This is a genomic window from Citrifermentans bremense (genome assembly GCF_014218275.1).
In the GTDB taxonomy this organism is placed as follows: domain Bacteria; phylum Desulfobacterota; class Desulfuromonadia; order Geobacterales; family Geobacteraceae; genus Geomonas; species Geomonas pelophila.
Window position 1 is genome coordinate 1298514 of sequence record NZ_AP023213.1, and the last position, 14804, is coordinate 1313317.

Sequence of the window (14804 nt, forward strand, 5' to 3'; positions counted from 1 at the left end):
CCGGACGAGCCCTTCTTTTTATCAGTTTGTGACGTACAAGGCAATATGTCAGCGCAAATGACAAAGCCGTCAGACTGTCTGTCTCATCTGTCGCGGCTGACTCCGCTGCCGCCGTTAAAGGTTGCGGTAACTGTCGCTGCTATGGTAAGACTGAACGCTATCAGTCACCGGGGAGAACCCAGGTAAGGAGAAATAATGCTGGAACGTTTACAGAAGATACTCTCGCAGGCAGGGGTCGCCTCCCGCCGCGAGTCGGAAGGAATAATCGCCGCGGGCAGGGTGGCCGTGAACGGCACCGTGGTAACGGAGCTGGGTACGAAGGCCGACCCCGACACCGATACCATAACCCTGGACGGAAAGCCCATCAGCATCGAGGAGAAGCGGGTTTACATCCTGCTCTACAAGCCGGTCGGGTACATGACCACCATGAAGGACCCCGAAGGGCGCCCCATCGTGAGCGACCTTTTGAAGGGGGTGAAGGAGCGGGTGTACCCTATCGGGCGCCTGGACTACAACACCGAGGGGCTGCTCCTTCTGACCAACGACGGCGCGCTCGCCAACTCACTGATGCACCCAAGCCACGAGGTCGACAAGGGATACCTGGTAAGGGTGAGCGGCAAGGTGTCTGAGCTCCAGATCAAGAAGCTCTCCGAGGGGGTGAAGCTGGAGGACGGCATGACCGCTCCCGCCAAGGTGACCCCGGTGAGCGAGAGCGAGAACAACTCCTGGATCTCGATCACCATCCACGAGGGGCGCTACCGCCAGGTGCGGCGCATGTGCGAGGCGGTGGGGCTGAACGTGGTGCGCCTGAAGCGGGCCCGCTACGACTTCCTGGAGATAGGGGACCTGAAGCCCGGGGAGTACAGGCACCTGGCGCCCGAAGAAGTGACCCGGCTCAACAGGAAGATGGCGCCGGTAGGGACCGGGCGCGGCCCACGCAAGACCGGAGTGGTGGCGCGGAGGGGCTCGACAGGCACGGGGAGGCGGACACGCTGACAAAGCAAAAGCCTGGGCAGCGGCAGAAACAAGACCAGACAAGAAAAAGCCACCCTTTGGGGCGGCTTTTTTTATATGAGTGCAATGCCTGCTTTTTCCCTGGGGGGGACCGGGCAGGGGCAGTTCTCAGGGCGCTTGAGCTGTGGCTCAGGCGGGCGGGGGGGCGGCGCCGGTAATTTGTGGCATCAGGCGCTCATCTGCTGCTTCTGCTTGGGCACTCGCGGTGCCTTGGGAGGCTTTTTTTCGACGGGTCCCCCCTTGGCGGCCAGTTTGGCAGCGCGCACCGCACGGGCCTTGGCCAGGTTGTCCGCCAGCCCCTTCTCCTGCGCCATCCTCCTGCGCGCCTCGGAGAAGTTGCGCGCGGTCAGCGCCTGACCGCTGGGGATGCCGAACAACTTCCTGTATTCGCCTGGCTTCATGCCGTGGACCTGGGCCAGGTGGCGGGCGAGCGTCTTCATGCCGCTCTTGCCGCAGAGCATGCAGCTTACCTGGTCCGGCTGGAAAGCCTTCTTCAGGGAGATGGCCGGCCCTTTAGCATCGGCCCTCTCCATTCCTTCACCAGCCTCCACTTCCAGTTTCTGCAATGCTACGTGCACCTTCTGCAGCTCAAGAAGCAGATCTTCACCGGACATCTCTGTTACCGAGGCATGTGAAGAGACAATGTTGGCCGTCAATTCGAGCAGTGATGATGCCATCTTTTCGCTCCTCCTTTCATAGTTTTGAGGTGGAAACATTAGCCGTGTATTATTAAACTACATACACATTTAAAATCAAGCCTTAAATGTTAAACGTAAACAAAAAAGTTGACTGCCAACTTAACTTTCTGCTAGGTTTTCACGGCTGATTGCATGGCCGCAAGGCGGCCGCCAGACTATGAGGGTGACTTAGAATGGGACGAATTGTAATAGACGAATTGAGATGCAAAGGATGCGGTATCTGCACCATTGCTTGCCCAAGAAAGCTGATCAGGCTGTGCGAGAAGGTCAATATCCAGGGGTACGCCCCCGCTGAGGCTCCCAATCAGGAACTCTGCACTGGCTGTGCTCTCTGCGCCGAGATTTGTCCTGACGTAGCCATAACTGTCTTCAAATAATTTTTACTTCCGCAGTGAGATTCGTTGATCCTGACTGAGCAATCGCGAGCCGGTTGCAGGGTAGGGGGGGTGCTCCCCGCGCCTGGTCAGCAGGATTTTCTGGAGGGACACTTGTCAAAACGACTCTTTGTAAAGGGTAACGAGGCCGCCGCCATGGGGGCCGTAGCTGCAGGGTGCCGCTACTACTTCGGGTATCCCATCACCCCGCAAAGCGACATCCCGGAATACCTCTCGCGGGAGCTCCCCAAGCTGAACGGGGAGTTCATCCAGGCCGAGAGCGAGATCGGTGCCATCAACATGCTCCTTGGCGCCTCCGCCACTGGCGTGCGCGCCATGACTTCCTCTTCCAGCCCCGGCATCTCCTTGAAGCAGGAGGGGATCTCCTACATGGCGGGCGCGGAGCTTCCCGGCGTCATCATCAACATCTCCCGTTCCGGCCCGGGCTTGGGCGGAATCGATGCCTCGCAATCCGATTACTTCCAGTCCGTAAAAGGAGGAGGGCACGGCGGCTACCACATCCCGGTGCTCGCCCCTAACTCGGTGCAGGAGATGTACGACCTGACCCTGCACGCCTTCGACCTGGCGGACCTTTACCGCACACCGGTCATGATCCTGGGGGATTCGGTGGTAGGCCAGATGAAGGAGGCCCTCGTTCCCAACCCGCGCCCGGTGCGCGAGCTTCCCGAGAAAGGATGGGCGGTCCGGGGCAAGGGTAGCGAGGAGCAGAGGGTGGTGAAGTCCCTGTTCCTTGGAGACGGAGAACTTGAGGCGCACAACTGGCGCCTGCACGCGAAGTACCAGGTGATGAAGGAGAAGGAGTGCATCTCCGAGGAGTTCGAGACCGCCGACGCGAAACTGATCGTGACCGGTTTCGGCTCCGTCTCGAGGATCGCCCAGACCGCGGTCGCCATGGCGCGTGAAGAAGGGCTCAAGGTAGGACTGTTCCGCCCGGTGACGCTCTTCCCCTTCCCCGAGAAAGCGCTGGCCGAGGCTGCCGGGCGTGCTGGCCGCGTGCTGGTGATCGAGCTCAACACCGGACAGATGGTCGAAGACGTCCGCCTGAGCGTAGGCGCTGCGGCCCAGGTCTCCTTCTACGGCAGGCCGCCGGGGGCTGGCTCCCTCCCCTCGCCGGAGGAGCTCCTCGACGTCATCAGGAAGAACTACGACCAGGCGGCCAAGTAGGCCCAAGAGGTATATCCACATGCAACAGGTTTTCAAGAGACCGCAAAGCTTGAAGGACGTGCAGACCCATTTCTGCCCCGGGTGCCATCACGGCACCATCCACCGCCTGGTGGCAGACGCCATGGACCTCCACGGCGTGCAGGAGCGGACCATCGGGGTGGCGTCGGTCGGCTGTTCCGTCTTTCTCTACGGCTACTTCGACATCGACGTGGTCGAGGCTCCCCACGGGCGCGCGCCCGCGGTAGCCACCGGCGTCAAGCGCGCCAAGCCCGGCAACTTCGTTTTCACCTACCAGGGGGATGGCGACCTTGCTGCCATCGGGACCGCCGAAATCATCCACGCCGCCAACCGGGGCGAGGACATCACGGTCATCTTCGTCAACAACACGACCTACGGCATGACCGGCGGCCAGATGGCTCCGACCACGCTGGTCGGGCAGAAGACCTCCACCTCCCCTTACGGCAGGGACAAGTCCAAGGACGGCTCTCCGATCAAGATGGCGGAGCTGATGGCGCAACTGGGCGGGGTGGCGTATTCGGCCCGCGTCGCTGTGGATTCTCCCAAGCATGTCCTGGAGGCGAAGAAGGTGATTCGGGAGGCGTTCGGCTACCAGGTCCAGGGTAAGGGCTTCTCCTTCGTGGAGGTCCTTTCCGCCTGCCCGACCAACTGGGGGATGAACCCGCTGAAGGCGAACGCAAGGGTCGGCGAGGAGATGATCCCTTATTTCCAGCTGGGCGTCTTCAAGAAGGAAGAGGCGTAGCTCTTCGACGCCCTGGGGTGTGATTTAACTTTGAATGCAGGAATGGACGCCGGGCGTTCACTGTTTGGAGGATCGATGCGTAAAGATGTGTTGATAGCGGGCTTCGGCGGCCAGGGTGTGCTCTTGGCCGGGAACCTGCTCTCCTATGCCGCGATAGAAGAAGGAAAAAACGTCAGCTATTTCCCCGCTTACGGGGTCGAAAAGCGCGGTGGCTCCGCCACCTGCACCGTGGTCATCGCTGACGGCTCGGTAGGCTCCCCCGTGGTCGGGCAGCCCTCGATGCTCGTGGTGCTGAACCAGGCGTCGCTGGAGCGCTTCGGCGCCCGTGTCCGCCCGGGCGGCGTCTGCATCGTCAATTCGTCGCTCGTCGACGTCTCGACCCTCGGGAGGGACGACATACGGGTGATCCCGATCCCGATGAACGAGATCGCCACCGAGCTCGGTGATCCCAGGATGGTCAACATGGTGGCACTTGGCGCCTATGTCGCGGTTTCCGGCGCGGTAGAGCTCGCCACCCTGGCGGGCTCGCTCAAGGAGGCGCTGCCGGAGCGAAACCACAAGTACATCCCGGCCAACGTCAAGGCGATCGAAACAGGCGCCCGGATCGCACTGGAAAAAACAGCTTGACTTCCTAAAGCGGAATCTGGTATTAAACTGGTCTCCTTCGATGGGGTGTCGCCAAGCGGTAAGGCAACGGACTCTGACTCCGTCATCCGAGGTTCGAATCCTCGCACCCCAGCCAACTTCTCCTTTCGAGCTAGCGATGCTGCAAGCTGAACATATCTGGTCCCATCGTCTAGTGGTTAGGACACCGGCCTTTCACGTCGGTAACAGGGGTTCAAGTCCCCTTGGGATCACCATCTGAAGACAGCGCCTTGAAGCAGGGCGCTGTTTTTTTTTATCTGCATTGTGCTTAGTGACACTGAACCACGGTCGGAGCGCCGCATGACAGTAACCACCCCTTGTACTAGATCCTCCCGGACGTCGGGCAATGCCTTTGCGTCCGTCACTGCCGGAGGATTCCCCGTCCCGCTTGCCTTCATTTTTCTCCTGATATCTTGCTGCTGCACAATGTTCCCATCCCCGCTGTATGCCGGGGAAACCCTCTTCAACAGCGGAGCGGCGATCAAGGAGGAACTGGGGCGCCTGGGCTCGGAAGGAAAGCTATTCCTGAAAGCCCCAGTCGACCCCTACCTGGTTCAGACCGGAGCCGCGGCCGGCCTCTTTACAGTTGCCTACATCTTCGACAAACAGCTTAGCTCGAACGGCACGCACCACGGCGTCCTTAGGGGTATCACCGACGTCGGCAGCGACGCAAGCAACCCCTTTCTCCACCTGGGGGTGGCTGCGGCGGTCTATACCGCCGGGGCCGCTTCCGGCAATGACGGTGTGATGGAGCTTGGGGAGGAGATGGGGGAGGCGCTTGTGCTGGCCGATAGTGCCACTTTCGTGCTCAAGGGGGCCATCGGCCGCGGGCGCCCCTACCAGACCGAGAGCAAGTCCAGTTTCCGCCCCTTCCAGTACCGCGGGGGATACGACTCGCTCCCCTCGATGCACACGGCGAGTTCTTTCGCCCTGGCCCACGTGGCCGCCTCCCACAGCGAAAGCTTCTCGGCGAAGCTCGCCTGTTACGCCGCGGCGGGCGTCGCCGGTTTCTCCAGGGTCTACCAGGGGAAGCACTGGGCGAGCGACGTGCTGGTCGGGGCCGCCATCGGCGAACTCGCCGGGGACGCGGTGACGAGGTACCGCGCCCTGCAACCGGGCAAGGTGAGCATCGCCCCCATGACCATAGACGGCAACCCGGCGCTGGCGCTGATGGGAAAATTCTAGGCAAGACGTAAAAGGAGCTTTGCATGCTTAACGCAGTGATCTTCGACTTTGACGGCGTCATCGTGGATACCGAGCCGCTGCACTACAAGGCGTTCCAGGAACTTTTGGTGCCGCTTGGCCTTGGGTATTCCTGGGAAGAATACCTGGACCGCTACATCGGCTTCGACGACCGGGACGCCTTCCGCGAGGCCTTCGCTGTCGCCGGGCGTCAACTCTCGGACGAAGAACTAAAGGCGCTGATTCACGGCAAGGCACAGGCGTTTCTGCGTATCGTCTCGGTAGGCGTAGCCCCGTATGCCGGGGTGGTGGAGCTGATCCGCTCCATATCCGGGAACCTGCCGCTTGCCCTTTGCAGCGGCGCACTGCGCAGCGATATCGATCCGATCCTGGCCCAGCTCTGCCTCTCCGACTCCTTCGACGTGATGGTGACCGCGGACGAGGTGGCGGCCAGCAAGCCCGACCCGGAAAGCTACCGGCTGGCGGTAAAGCGGCTTCAGGAGGTCTTCCCCGGCAAGGTGGACGCCGCGGCCTCGATTGCCATCGAGGACACCCCGGCAGGAATCGCCTCGGCGACGGGCGCAGGGCTCAAGGTGCTGGCCGTGACCAACAGCTATCCCAGGGAGCGGCTCACCGGCGCCTGCCGGGTGCTCAATTCCCTGTCGGGAGTCGACCTCGAGGGGCTTCGCCTCCTCGTCTGACGCCGCCATGCTTAAACCCGCCACCATAGATGCCGTCCTGCCGCAACTGGCCGAGGCGCTGGAGCAGCGCAACGTGGCCGTGCTTCAGGCCCCGCCGGGTGCCGGAAAGACTACGCGCGTACCCCTTGCACTCATGGACGCCCCCTTTCTCAAGGGTGGAAAGATCATCATGCTCGAGCCGCGCCGGTTGGCCGCCGTCAACGCCGCCCGTTACATGGCGCAGTGTCTGGGCGAAGAGGTGGGGAGGCGCGTAGGCTACGGCATCAGGTTCGAGCGCAAGGTTTCCTCCGCCACCCGTATCGAGGTTGTCACCGAGGGTATCCTAGCCCGGAGGCTGCAAAGCGACCCGCTGCTGGAAGGGGTGTCGGCGGTGATCTTCGACGAGTTCCACGAGCGGAGCCTTACCTGCGACCTTTCCCTGGCGCTTTGCCGGGACGTGCAGCTCGGGTTGCGCGAGGACCTCCGTCTCCTGGTCATGTCGGCTACGCTCGACGCCGAGCCGGTGGCTAAGCTTCTTGGCGGCGCGCCGCTCATAACCACTTCCGGGCGGGAGTACCCGGTGGAAGTCAGGTACCTGAATAACGAGCCTTCGGGGCGGCTGGCGGAAACCACCTGCGACGCCGTAGTCCGTGCCCTCTCCGAGACCGAAGGCGACATCCTCGTTTTCCTCCCCGGCGCCGGCGACATCAGGCGCTGCGAAACCCTGCTGCAGCAAAAACTCGGCCCCCAAGTCATGGTTGCCGTTCTCTACGGAGACCTCCCCTTTGCCGCGCAGGAGCGCGCCATCTTGCCGGCGGACCGGCGCAAGGTGGTCCTCGCTACCAACATCGCCGAGACCAGCCTCACCATAGAGGGGGTCCGGGTGGTGGTGGATTCCGGCTTCTCCCGGCAGCTTCGCTTCGATCCCTCGACCGGCTTGAACCGCCTGGACACCATGAGGATCTCGGCTGCCTCAGCGAAGCAGCGCGCCGGCCGTGCCGGCAGGGTCGCGCCCGGCGTCTGCTACCGCCTTTGGACCGAGCACACCCAAAAGACGCTCCTCCCTTTCACTCCCCCCGAAATTAAGGTTTCCGATCTTGCGCCGCTCGCCCTCGACCTCGCCCAGTGGGGTGTGGCCGATCCCGCTTCGCTTAGCTTTCTCGATCTGCCGCCGGCAGCCCATCTCGCCGAGGGGAGGGCGCTCTTGCAATCCCTGGGCGCAGTGGATCCTCGCGGGAACATCACCGCCCTCGGAAAGAGGATGGCGGCGCTTCCCATGCACCCGCGCTTGTCCGCCATGCTGGTCGGGTCGCTGGCGAGCGGGCAAGCTGCCCTTGCCTGCACCCTGGCGGCCATCCTCTCCGAGCGCGACCTCTTGCCGCGCGGCAGCGGAACCGTTTCCGACAGCGATCTCCTCGACCGTCTTGACGCCCTGGCCGAGCGCCGGGACCCGCAGGCGTCCCGCACCGTGGAAAGGCTCGCCACCTATTTCAGGAACGCCCTCGGAGTTGATGGGGCAGGCGGGCACGGCGATGCTTCAGCCGTGGGAGAGCTTCTGCTGATGGCTTATCCGGACCGCGTGGCGCGGGAGAGAAGCCCCGGCTCCGGCCGCTACCTGATGGCCAACGGCAGCGGCGCGCGCCTGTCGCGCAGAAGCAACCTGAGGTCGCAACCCTTCATCGTGGCGGTCGAGGTCGAGGGTGGCGGAGCGGAAGGTGAGATACATATGGCGAGCGCCGTGACGTTAGAAGCGGTGCGGGCAGGATGTGCTGGCGCCGTTGCGCGCGAGCGCCGGGTCTTTTGGGATGAGCGTGAGGGGAGGGTGGTGGCCCGCGAGGAGGAACGTCTAGGCGCCGTCGTCCTCTCCGAGCGGGTCGTGACTCCGGAAAAAGGGGAGATAGGCCAAGCCCTTTTGGGCGGCATCTTGTCCGGTCCCGGCCTGTCCGGGCTCAACTGGAACGACGAGGCACGGCAGTTTCAGAACCGGGTCAACTTCCTGCGCCGCGTGCTGCCGGAGGAGGGGCTGCCGGACCTGTCGGACCGGGCGCTGGCGGAGAGCCTGGATCGCTGGCTCCTTCCCTACCTCGACGGGGTGAGGTCGCTAGTCCACCTGGCGCGGGTGGACCTCCGGGAACCTTTGAAGGGGATGCTGGAGTGGCGGCAGCAAAGGCTCGTCGACGATGAGGCTCCGACGCATCTCAAGGTCCCCAGCGGCTCCCGCATCGCCCTGGAATACCCGGCGGAGGGGGACCCGTTTCTTGCCGTGAAACTGCAGGAGATGTTCGGGCTCGCCGAGACCCCCAGGGTAGCGCGGGGGAGGGTGCCGGTCGTGATCCACCTGCTGTCGCCTGCCCGCCGCCCGATCCAGGTGACCTCGGACCTGAAGAGCTTCTGGAACGGCGCCTACCGGGAGGTGTGCAAGGAGTTGAAGGGGCGCTACCCCAAGCACCCGTGGCCGGACGACCCCTGGAACGCGCCTGCTACGAGGCATGTGAAAAAGAGGATGTAATTGAGAGGCAATTGATAATTGACAATTGACGATTGACAATGAATGAACCTAATACTGGTCTTTGTCAGTTGTGGGTGTGTAAGGCTTGGCCTGTTCGTTGTAAGCTGAAATAAAGTTGTATGCGGCGAGTGTAGAGAGTAGGTTTAGTTGTCAATTTTCAATTGTCAATTGTCAATTGGTTTTCACCTTATGTTGGTGAATACCAGCGAGCCGTCCTTGGAGAGGTAGCTCCTGATGCTGTCCTCAACCTCGGGGATTCCCATCCCGTTCTCCAGGTAAGTCTGCGTTACGTTAACCCCGTCCTTCCAGAGCTCGAAGTGCAGATGCGGTCCGGTGGATCTCCCGGTGGAGCCGGAGAGCGCGACCGTCTGCCCCGCCTCTACCCGGTCCCCGATCTTCACCTCCAGTTGTGCATTGTGCCCGTACAGGGAAACCATTCCCCCTCCGTGCTCGATGGTAACCAGATTACCGTATCCGCCGCGCGCAGCACTCTCGACCACCTTGCCTGCCGCGATAGCCTTCACCCTGGTGCCGGTCGGGACGGCGATGTCGACCCCGTTATGATGCCTCACGCCGCCGTCAATTGGGTCGTGGCGAAGCCCCACGTTGGAGGTGATGGTTCCCTGGACCGGCATCCGTTGGTCTTTCCCGGAAAAACCCGGATCCCTCTTCAGTGCCTCGTCCGGTTGGATCTTCGCCGTCTTTTTCGGCTTCCCCTCGCGCAGAATTCTGACCGCGCCGCCGCCGGTCGGGATGTTGGTGAAAGTTTGCACCCCGTCTTCCCCTGTGTAGCGGAAAAAATCGGCTTGCGCGGGCGAGACGCAAAGCGCGCAAAACACCGCAGCAGGCAGGAGCGTTGTGCGTGCCAGCCATGATGTTCCCTTCCACCGCATTGCGATTGCCCTTTTCCTCACCGTCGATCCTCCGCCCAAACTTCCGGGCTCCCTGATCCTGAAGCCGCCCGTACTATAGTATGATGGCCGGTGCTTTTCAAGTGGCAGCTGCTGTTGGCCTGTTGGCTGTTCATTACCTGCTGTAGCCGATCCCCGAGACGACCCTGCAGACCAGGCACTGACTGTGCCAGTTGTCGCACGTGGGGGCTGTTCTGGGTTTGGAAAGATTAATCGGTCGGGAGTTGTGCTGGGCATTTCTCTTGCTTCATATTGGAGGTACAACGCGATGATTCTGTAAGTCATCGGAACCTCGATCGCTTCGACAAGCAAACTGCTTATTTTTTAGACACCGCTGCATAAAAAGGAGGCTGTACCGTGGAGATGTTTGGGCAAAACGTGTTTAACCAGTCCGTCATGAGAGAAAGGCTGCCGAAAGGGATTTACAAGAACCTCAAGAAGACCATAGACGAAGGCCTGCCGCTGGACCCCTCCATCGCAGATGTTGTCGCAACGGCGATGAAAGAGTGGGCCGTCGAAAGAGGCGCAACCCATTTTACCCACTGGTTCCAGCCGATGACAGGTATCACAGCGGAAAAACATGACTCTTTTATTTCGCCGACTGACAATGGGGTGCTGCTGGACTTCTCAGGAAAGGAGCTGGTCAAGGGTGAGCCGGACGCTTCTTCCTTCCCCAGCGGTGGCTTGAGAGCGACATTCGAAGCCAGGGGGTATACCGCCTGGGACTGCACCTCGCCTGCTTTCCTGAAAGAAGAGGCTGACGTCATCACTCTTTGTATCCCTACCGCCTTCTGCTCCTACACCGGCGAAGCACTGGACAAGAAGACCCCTCTGCTCCGTTCCATGGAAGCGCTTTCGACGCAGGCGGTGCGTGTTCTCAAACTGTTCGGAAATGCCGGTGTCACCAGGGTTATCTCAACCGTCGGAGCTGAGCAGGAATACTTCCTGGTGGACAAGTCTTTCTACCTGGAAAGACCTGACCTGATGATGGCCGGGAGAACCCTTTTCGGCGCCATGTCCTCAAAAGGGCAGGAAATGGAAGACCACTACTTCGGCACTATCAAGGAAAGAGTGCTGTCGTACATGAAGGAAGTAAACGAAGAGCTGTGGAAACTTGGCGTTACTGCGAAGACCCAGCACAACGAGGTAGCACCGGGACAGTTTGAACTCGCGCCGATTTTCGAAAACACCAACATCGCCACCGACCACAACCAGATGGTCATGGAAGTTCTCAAGCGGGTCGCCCTCAGGCATGACATGGTCTGCCTGCTGCACGAAAAACCGTTTGCTGGCGTCAATGGGTCCGGCAAGCACAACAACTGGTCCATGAGCTCGAACGACGGACAGAACCTCCTTGAGCCGGGTCACACCCCGCATGAAAACGCCCAGTTCCTGACCTTCCTCATGGCGACCATCAAAGCCGTCGACACCTATGCCGGCCTTTTGCGCTGCTCCTGCGCCAACGCAGGCAACGACCATCGCCTGGGCGCCAACGAAGCACCTCCCGCGATCATCTCGATCTTCCTTGGCGAGCAGCTTTCCGACATCATCGACCAGATCGTGGCCGGCGTAGCAAAATCGTCCTCCCTGAGCGGCCACATGGATGTGGGTGTCAACACCCTTCCCTCGCTCCCCAAAGACGCCACGGACAGGAACAGGACCTCGCCGTTCGCCTTTACCGGCAACAAGTTCGAATTCAGGATGCTCGGCTCCTCCTTCTCGATTTCCGGGCCCAACATCATCATCAACACCATCATCGCCGAGGCGCTGAAGGAATTCGCTGACGTGCTGGAGAAATCCACCAACTTCGACGCTGACCTCGACAAACTGCTTCAGGAAACCGCGAAAAAACACCAGCGCGTGATCTTTAACGGCAACAACTACTCCGACGAGTGGGTTCAGGAAGCAGCCAAACGCGGCCTGCCGAATCTTCCCAACACTCCTGAGGCACTTAAGGAGCTGGTATCCAAGGAAGCACTCGAGGTGTTCGCCGCTCATAGCGTTTTCTCGGAAAAAGAAGTTCATGCGCGTTATGAGATAATGCTTGAGCAGTACATCAAGACCCTGAACATCGAAGCACTGACCATGATCGACATGGCGAACCACAGCATAATACCTGCCGCCATTGAATATTCGACAACCGTGGCAAACTCTGTCAACGCGATTACTGCGGTGTCCAGCAAGCTGGACGTTTCGACACAGAAGGAATTGCTGGAAGAACTCTGCGATAAGGTGGTCTCGATGACCGTCAATGCCAAAGTTCTGGAGAAGGCGCTTGAAAGCGCAATGAATATCGCCGATGTCGAAAAACAGGCCGCTGCGTTCAGGGAAGAGGTGTTTGCAAAAATGCTTGAACTGCGTGCCACCGGTGATGTTCTGGAAAAAATCATAGCAGCCAAATACTGGCCGCTGCCGACTTACAGGGAAATGCTTTTCGTCCTGTAAGGATTTTGTTTGCCTGAAACAGGAGCCCACTGGCGGGCTCCTGTTCAACAGTTTGTCGCAGTGAAGGTACTGCAAATTTAATAACAGGTGCCTAATTGATTTTCCTGAGAGCTTGCTGCTGAAGATGAGAATCTCACCGTGCAGATGCAGGTCGGAGGTTGCCTAACTTTTAGGCAGCTGGCTTTTAGTCTTTAAACATCTGAAGGCGGCGCTTTTCGGCTAAACTGCCGGAATGTCTAGCAGCTAAAGCAGCTTTTACCGATTGGCCGGGCTCTTGCAGTGGAGTTGCTAAACCACCAGCCCGGGATTTATTAGCCTTGCAATTAGATGGCAAGCTATTTATAATTCGCAGCGCACTGAACAACAAGCGGAGGATAACTGCCTTGAAAAAAGTCGAAGCAATCATAAAACCTTTCAAGCTTGATGAAGTGAAAGAAGCACTCAATGAGATCGGCATCCAGGGGATCACCATCGGTGAGGTGAAAGGCTTCGGTCGCCAGAAAGGGCATACCGAGCTCTACCGCGGCGCCGAGTACGTGGTCGATTTCATTCCCAAGATAAAGATGGAAATCATCGTATCCGACGAGGTCGTCGGCAAGGTTGTCGACGCCATCGAGCAGGCTGCGAAAACCGGGCGTATTGGCGACGGCAAGATCTTCGTAACTCCAGTGGAAGAAGTAGTTCGGATCAGGACCGGTGAGAGGGGCGAGGACGCTCTCTAATTAGCCTCGATTCTTTACTCAATTTGAAAGGAGATAGTAGATGACACCAAAACAAGTAGTGGAGTTTGCCAAAGAAAACGGCGTGCTTATGGTCGATTTCAAGTTCATGGACTTCGTCGGCATCTGGCAGCACTTCACTGTGCCGATGAGCGAGTTCGGCGAGGACACCTTCGAAGAGGGGCAGGGCTTCGACGGCTCCTCCATCCGTGGCTGGCAGCCGATCCACGCCTCCGACATGATCATCATTCCGGACCCGAAGACCGCGAAGATGGATCCGTTCACCGCGATACCCACTCTTTCGCTTATCTGCGACATCTTCGACCCTATCACCAAAGAAGACTACACCCGCGATCCGCGCAACATCGCCAAGAAAGCTGAGAACTACCTGAAGTCGACCGGCATTGCCGACACCGCTTACTTCGGACCGGAAGCGGAATTCTTCATCTTCGACGACGTTCGTTACGACTCCACCGCCAACTCCTCCTTCTACGCCGTCGACTCCGTCGAGGGCGCATGGAACACCGGCCGCGAAGAGTTCCCGAACCTCGGCTACAAGCCGCGTCACAAGGAAGGCTACTTCCCGGTTGCCCCGACCGACTCCCAGAACGACCTCCGCAACGAGATGGTCCTGGAGCTGCAGAAAGTCGGCATCCGCGTCGAGTGCCAGCACCACGAAGTCGCCACCGGCGGCCAGGCTGAGATCGACATGCGCTTCTCCTCGCTGGTCGACATCGCTGACCAGCTGCAGTGGTTCAAGTACGTCATCAAGAACGTGGCGAACCGCAACGGCAAGACCGTAACCTTCATGCCGAAGCCGCTTTACGGCGACAACGGTTCCGGTATGCACTGCCACATGTCCCTCTGGAAGGACGGCACCAACCTCTTCGCCGGCGACAAATACGGCGGGCTTTCCCAGATGGCTCTGTGGTACATCGGCGGCATCATCAAGCACGCCCGTGCTCTTTGCGCCTTCACCAATCCGACCACCAACTCTTACAAGCGCCTGGTGCCGGGCTTCGAGGCTCCGGTGAACATGGCTTACTCAAGCCGTAACCGCTCCGCAGCTCTCCGCATCCCGATGTTCTCCTCGAACCCCAAGGCGAAGAGGATCGAGTACCGTACTCCGGACCCGTCCTGCAACGGCTACCTCGCCTTCGCAGCGCTCCTGATGGCAGGCCTCGACGGCATCGAGAACAAGATCGATCCGGGCCAGCCGCTGGACAAGGACATCTACGGCCTGTCCCCCGAAGAGCTCGCCACCATCCCGTCCGCACCGGGCTCCCTCGAGGAGGCTCTGAAGGCGCTGGCTGAGGACAACGAGTTCCTCTACAAGGGCGACGTTTTCACCCCGGACGTGGTTGAGAAGTGGATCGAGTACAAGACCGAAGCGGAAGTCAACCCGGTCCGTATGCGCCCGGTACCGCTCGAGTTCGCACTGTACTTCGATATCTAACAGCTTCAAACATCAAGGCAGCATGGAAAGGCGGGGGAGACCCCGCCTTTTCTTTTGCCAGTAGCGCCGCTACTGTGCCCCAATTCGCCTTAGCGGCCGTCCTTTAATTCGCCAGCCGCAACAGCATCGATCCCTGCACAAAAAAATGGCTGAAGGATCTCGCCTCCAGCCATTCGCCCAGTTTCACCAGTTTGATTCTGCTGCCGCTCCAAACCGCTCGGCTCGG

The 14804-nt window shown here is 60.0% G+C and carries 13 protein-coding genes and 2 tRNA genes; 13 read left to right on the plus strand and 2 right to left on the minus strand.

The window, feature by feature from the left end:
- Positions 1-195 precede the first annotated feature (195 nt).
- Positions 196-996: a pseudouridine synthase gene (locus GEOBRER4_RS05655; protein ID WP_185244587.1), complete on the plus strand. Its 801-nt coding sequence runs from the start codon at positions 196-198 to the stop codon at positions 994-996.
- A gap of 185 nt (positions 997-1181) precedes the next feature.
- On the opposite strand, the gene GEOBRER4_RS05660 is transcribed toward GEOBRER4_RS05655, so the two are convergent.
- On the minus strand, positions 1182-1691 hold the full coding sequence (locus tag GEOBRER4_RS05660; RefSeq protein ID WP_185244588.1) for a MucR family transcriptional regulator: 510 nt from the start codon (positions 1689-1691) through the stop codon (positions 1182-1184).
- A gap of 194 nt (positions 1692-1885) precedes the next feature.
- On the opposite strand from GEOBRER4_RS05660, the gene GEOBRER4_RS05665 reads away from it, so the two are divergent.
- The 9 genes from GEOBRER4_RS05665 (at position 1886) to hrpB (ending at position 9047) form a co-directional block, all read left to right on the plus strand.
- Positions 1886-2089, plus strand: coding sequence for an indolepyruvate ferredoxin oxidoreductase subunit alpha (locus tag GEOBRER4_RS05665; RefSeq protein WP_085813432.1), 204 nt, complete (start codon positions 1886-1888; stop codon positions 2087-2089).
- 111 nt (positions 2090-2200) lie between these two features.
- The gene (locus GEOBRER4_RS05670; RefSeq protein WP_185244589.1) at positions 2201-3271 is read left to right on the plus strand and encodes a 3-methyl-2-oxobutanoate dehydrogenase subunit VorB; all 1071 of its coding nucleotides are present in this window, start codon (positions 2201-2203) and stop codon (positions 3269-3271) included.
- 19 nt (positions 3272-3290) lie between these two features.
- Entirely contained in the window at positions 3291-4031 is a 741-nt protein-coding gene (locus GEOBRER4_RS05675) for a thiamine pyrophosphate-dependent enzyme (protein ID WP_085813430.1), read from the plus strand.
- A gap of 75 nt (positions 4032-4106) precedes the next feature.
- Positions 4107-4658: a 2-oxoacid:acceptor oxidoreductase family protein gene (locus GEOBRER4_RS05680; RefSeq protein WP_185244590.1), complete on the plus strand. Its 552-nt coding sequence runs from the start codon at positions 4107-4109 to the stop codon at positions 4656-4658.
- A 41-nt stretch (positions 4659-4699) separates the two neighbouring features.
- A tRNA-Gln gene (locus GEOBRER4_RS05685) sits at positions 4700-4773 on the plus strand.
- A 43-nt stretch (positions 4774-4816) separates the two neighbouring features.
- A tRNA-Glu gene (locus GEOBRER4_RS05690) sits at positions 4817-4891 on the plus strand.
- A gap of 211 nt (positions 4892-5102) precedes the next feature.
- On the plus strand, positions 5103-5861 hold the full coding sequence (locus GEOBRER4_RS05695) for a phosphatase PAP2 family protein (RefSeq protein ID WP_226377896.1): 759 nt from the start codon (positions 5103-5105) through the stop codon (positions 5859-5861).
- Positions 5862-5884: 23 nt separating this feature from the next.
- Entirely contained in the window at positions 5885-6559 is a 675-nt protein-coding gene (locus GEOBRER4_RS05700; protein WP_185244591.1) for an HAD family hydrolase, read from the plus strand.
- Positions 6560-6566: 7 nt separating this feature from the next.
- On the plus strand, positions 6567-9047 hold the full coding sequence (hrpB, locus tag GEOBRER4_RS05705) for an ATP-dependent helicase HrpB (RefSeq protein ID WP_185244592.1): 2481 nt from the start codon (positions 6567-6569) through the stop codon (positions 9045-9047).
- 182 nt (positions 9048-9229) lie between these two features.
- On the opposite strand, the gene GEOBRER4_RS05710 is transcribed toward hrpB, so the two are convergent.
- Positions 9230-9940 (minus strand): M23 family metallopeptidase, encoded by a 711-nt coding sequence (locus GEOBRER4_RS05710; protein WP_226377943.1) that lies wholly within the window; start codon positions 9938-9940, stop codon positions 9230-9232.
- Positions 9941-10321: 381 nt separating this feature from the next.
- Here GEOBRER4_RS05710 and GEOBRER4_RS05715 point away from each other — a divergent pair, with 381 nt between their 5' ends.
- The 3 genes from GEOBRER4_RS05715 (at position 10322) to glnA (ending at position 14578) form a co-directional block, all read left to right on the plus strand.
- Positions 10322-12403: a glutamine synthetase III family protein gene (locus GEOBRER4_RS05715; RefSeq protein WP_226377944.1), complete on the plus strand. Its 2082-nt coding sequence runs from the start codon at positions 10322-10324 to the stop codon at positions 12401-12403.
- A gap of 383 nt (positions 12404-12786) precedes the next feature.
- Positions 12787-13125: a P-II family nitrogen regulator gene (locus GEOBRER4_RS05720; protein WP_012531513.1), complete on the plus strand. Its 339-nt coding sequence runs from the start codon at positions 12787-12789 to the stop codon at positions 13123-13125.
- Positions 13126-13165: 40 nt separating this feature from the next.
- The gene (glnA, locus tag GEOBRER4_RS05725) at positions 13166-14578 is read left to right on the plus strand and encodes a type I glutamate--ammonia ligase (RefSeq protein WP_085813423.1); all 1413 of its coding nucleotides are present in this window, start codon (positions 13166-13168) and stop codon (positions 14576-14578) included.
- The last annotated feature ends 226 nt before the right edge of the window (positions 14579-14804 follow it).

Excerpts from the sequence above, each read along its gene's own strand:
- GEOBRER4_RS05665 (WP_085813432.1), top strand. The coding sequence starts at position 1,886 with ATGGGACGAATTGTAATAGACGAATTGAGATGCAAAGGATGCGGTATC.
- GEOBRER4_RS05710 (WP_226377943.1), bottom strand. The coding sequence starts at position 9,940 with ATGCGGTGGAAGGGAACATCATGGCTGGCACGCACAACGCTCCTGCCT.
- GEOBRER4_RS05695 (WP_226377896.1), top strand. The coding sequence starts at position 5,103 with ATGTTCCCATCCCCGCTGTATGCCGGGGAAACCCTCTTCAACAGCGGA.
- GEOBRER4_RS05715 (WP_226377944.1), top strand. The coding sequence starts at position 10,322 with ATGTTTGGGCAAAACGTGTTTAACCAGTCCGTCATGAGAGAAAGGCTG.
- GEOBRER4_RS05675 (WP_085813430.1), top strand. The coding sequence starts at position 3,291 with ATGCAACAGGTTTTCAAGAGACCGCAAAGCTTGAAGGACGTGCAGACC.
- GEOBRER4_RS05700 (WP_185244591.1), top strand. The coding sequence starts at position 5,885 with ATGCTTAACGCAGTGATCTTCGACTTTGACGGCGTCATCGTGGATACC.
- GEOBRER4_RS05680 (WP_185244590.1), top strand. The coding sequence starts at position 4,107 with ATGCGTAAAGATGTGTTGATAGCGGGCTTCGGCGGCCAGGGTGTGCTC.
- hrpB (WP_185244592.1), top strand. The coding sequence starts at position 6,567 with ATGCTTAAACCCGCCACCATAGATGCCGTCCTGCCGCAACTGGCCGAG.
- glnA (WP_085813423.1), top strand. The coding sequence starts at position 13,166 with ATGACACCAAAACAAGTAGTGGAGTTTGCCAAAGAAAACGGCGTGCTT.
- GEOBRER4_RS05660 (WP_185244588.1), bottom strand. The coding sequence starts at position 1,691 with ATGGCATCATCACTGCTCGAATTGACGGCCAACATTGTCTCTTCACAT.
- GEOBRER4_RS05655 (WP_185244587.1), top strand. The coding sequence starts at position 196 with ATGCTGGAACGTTTACAGAAGATACTCTCGCAGGCAGGGGTCGCCTCC.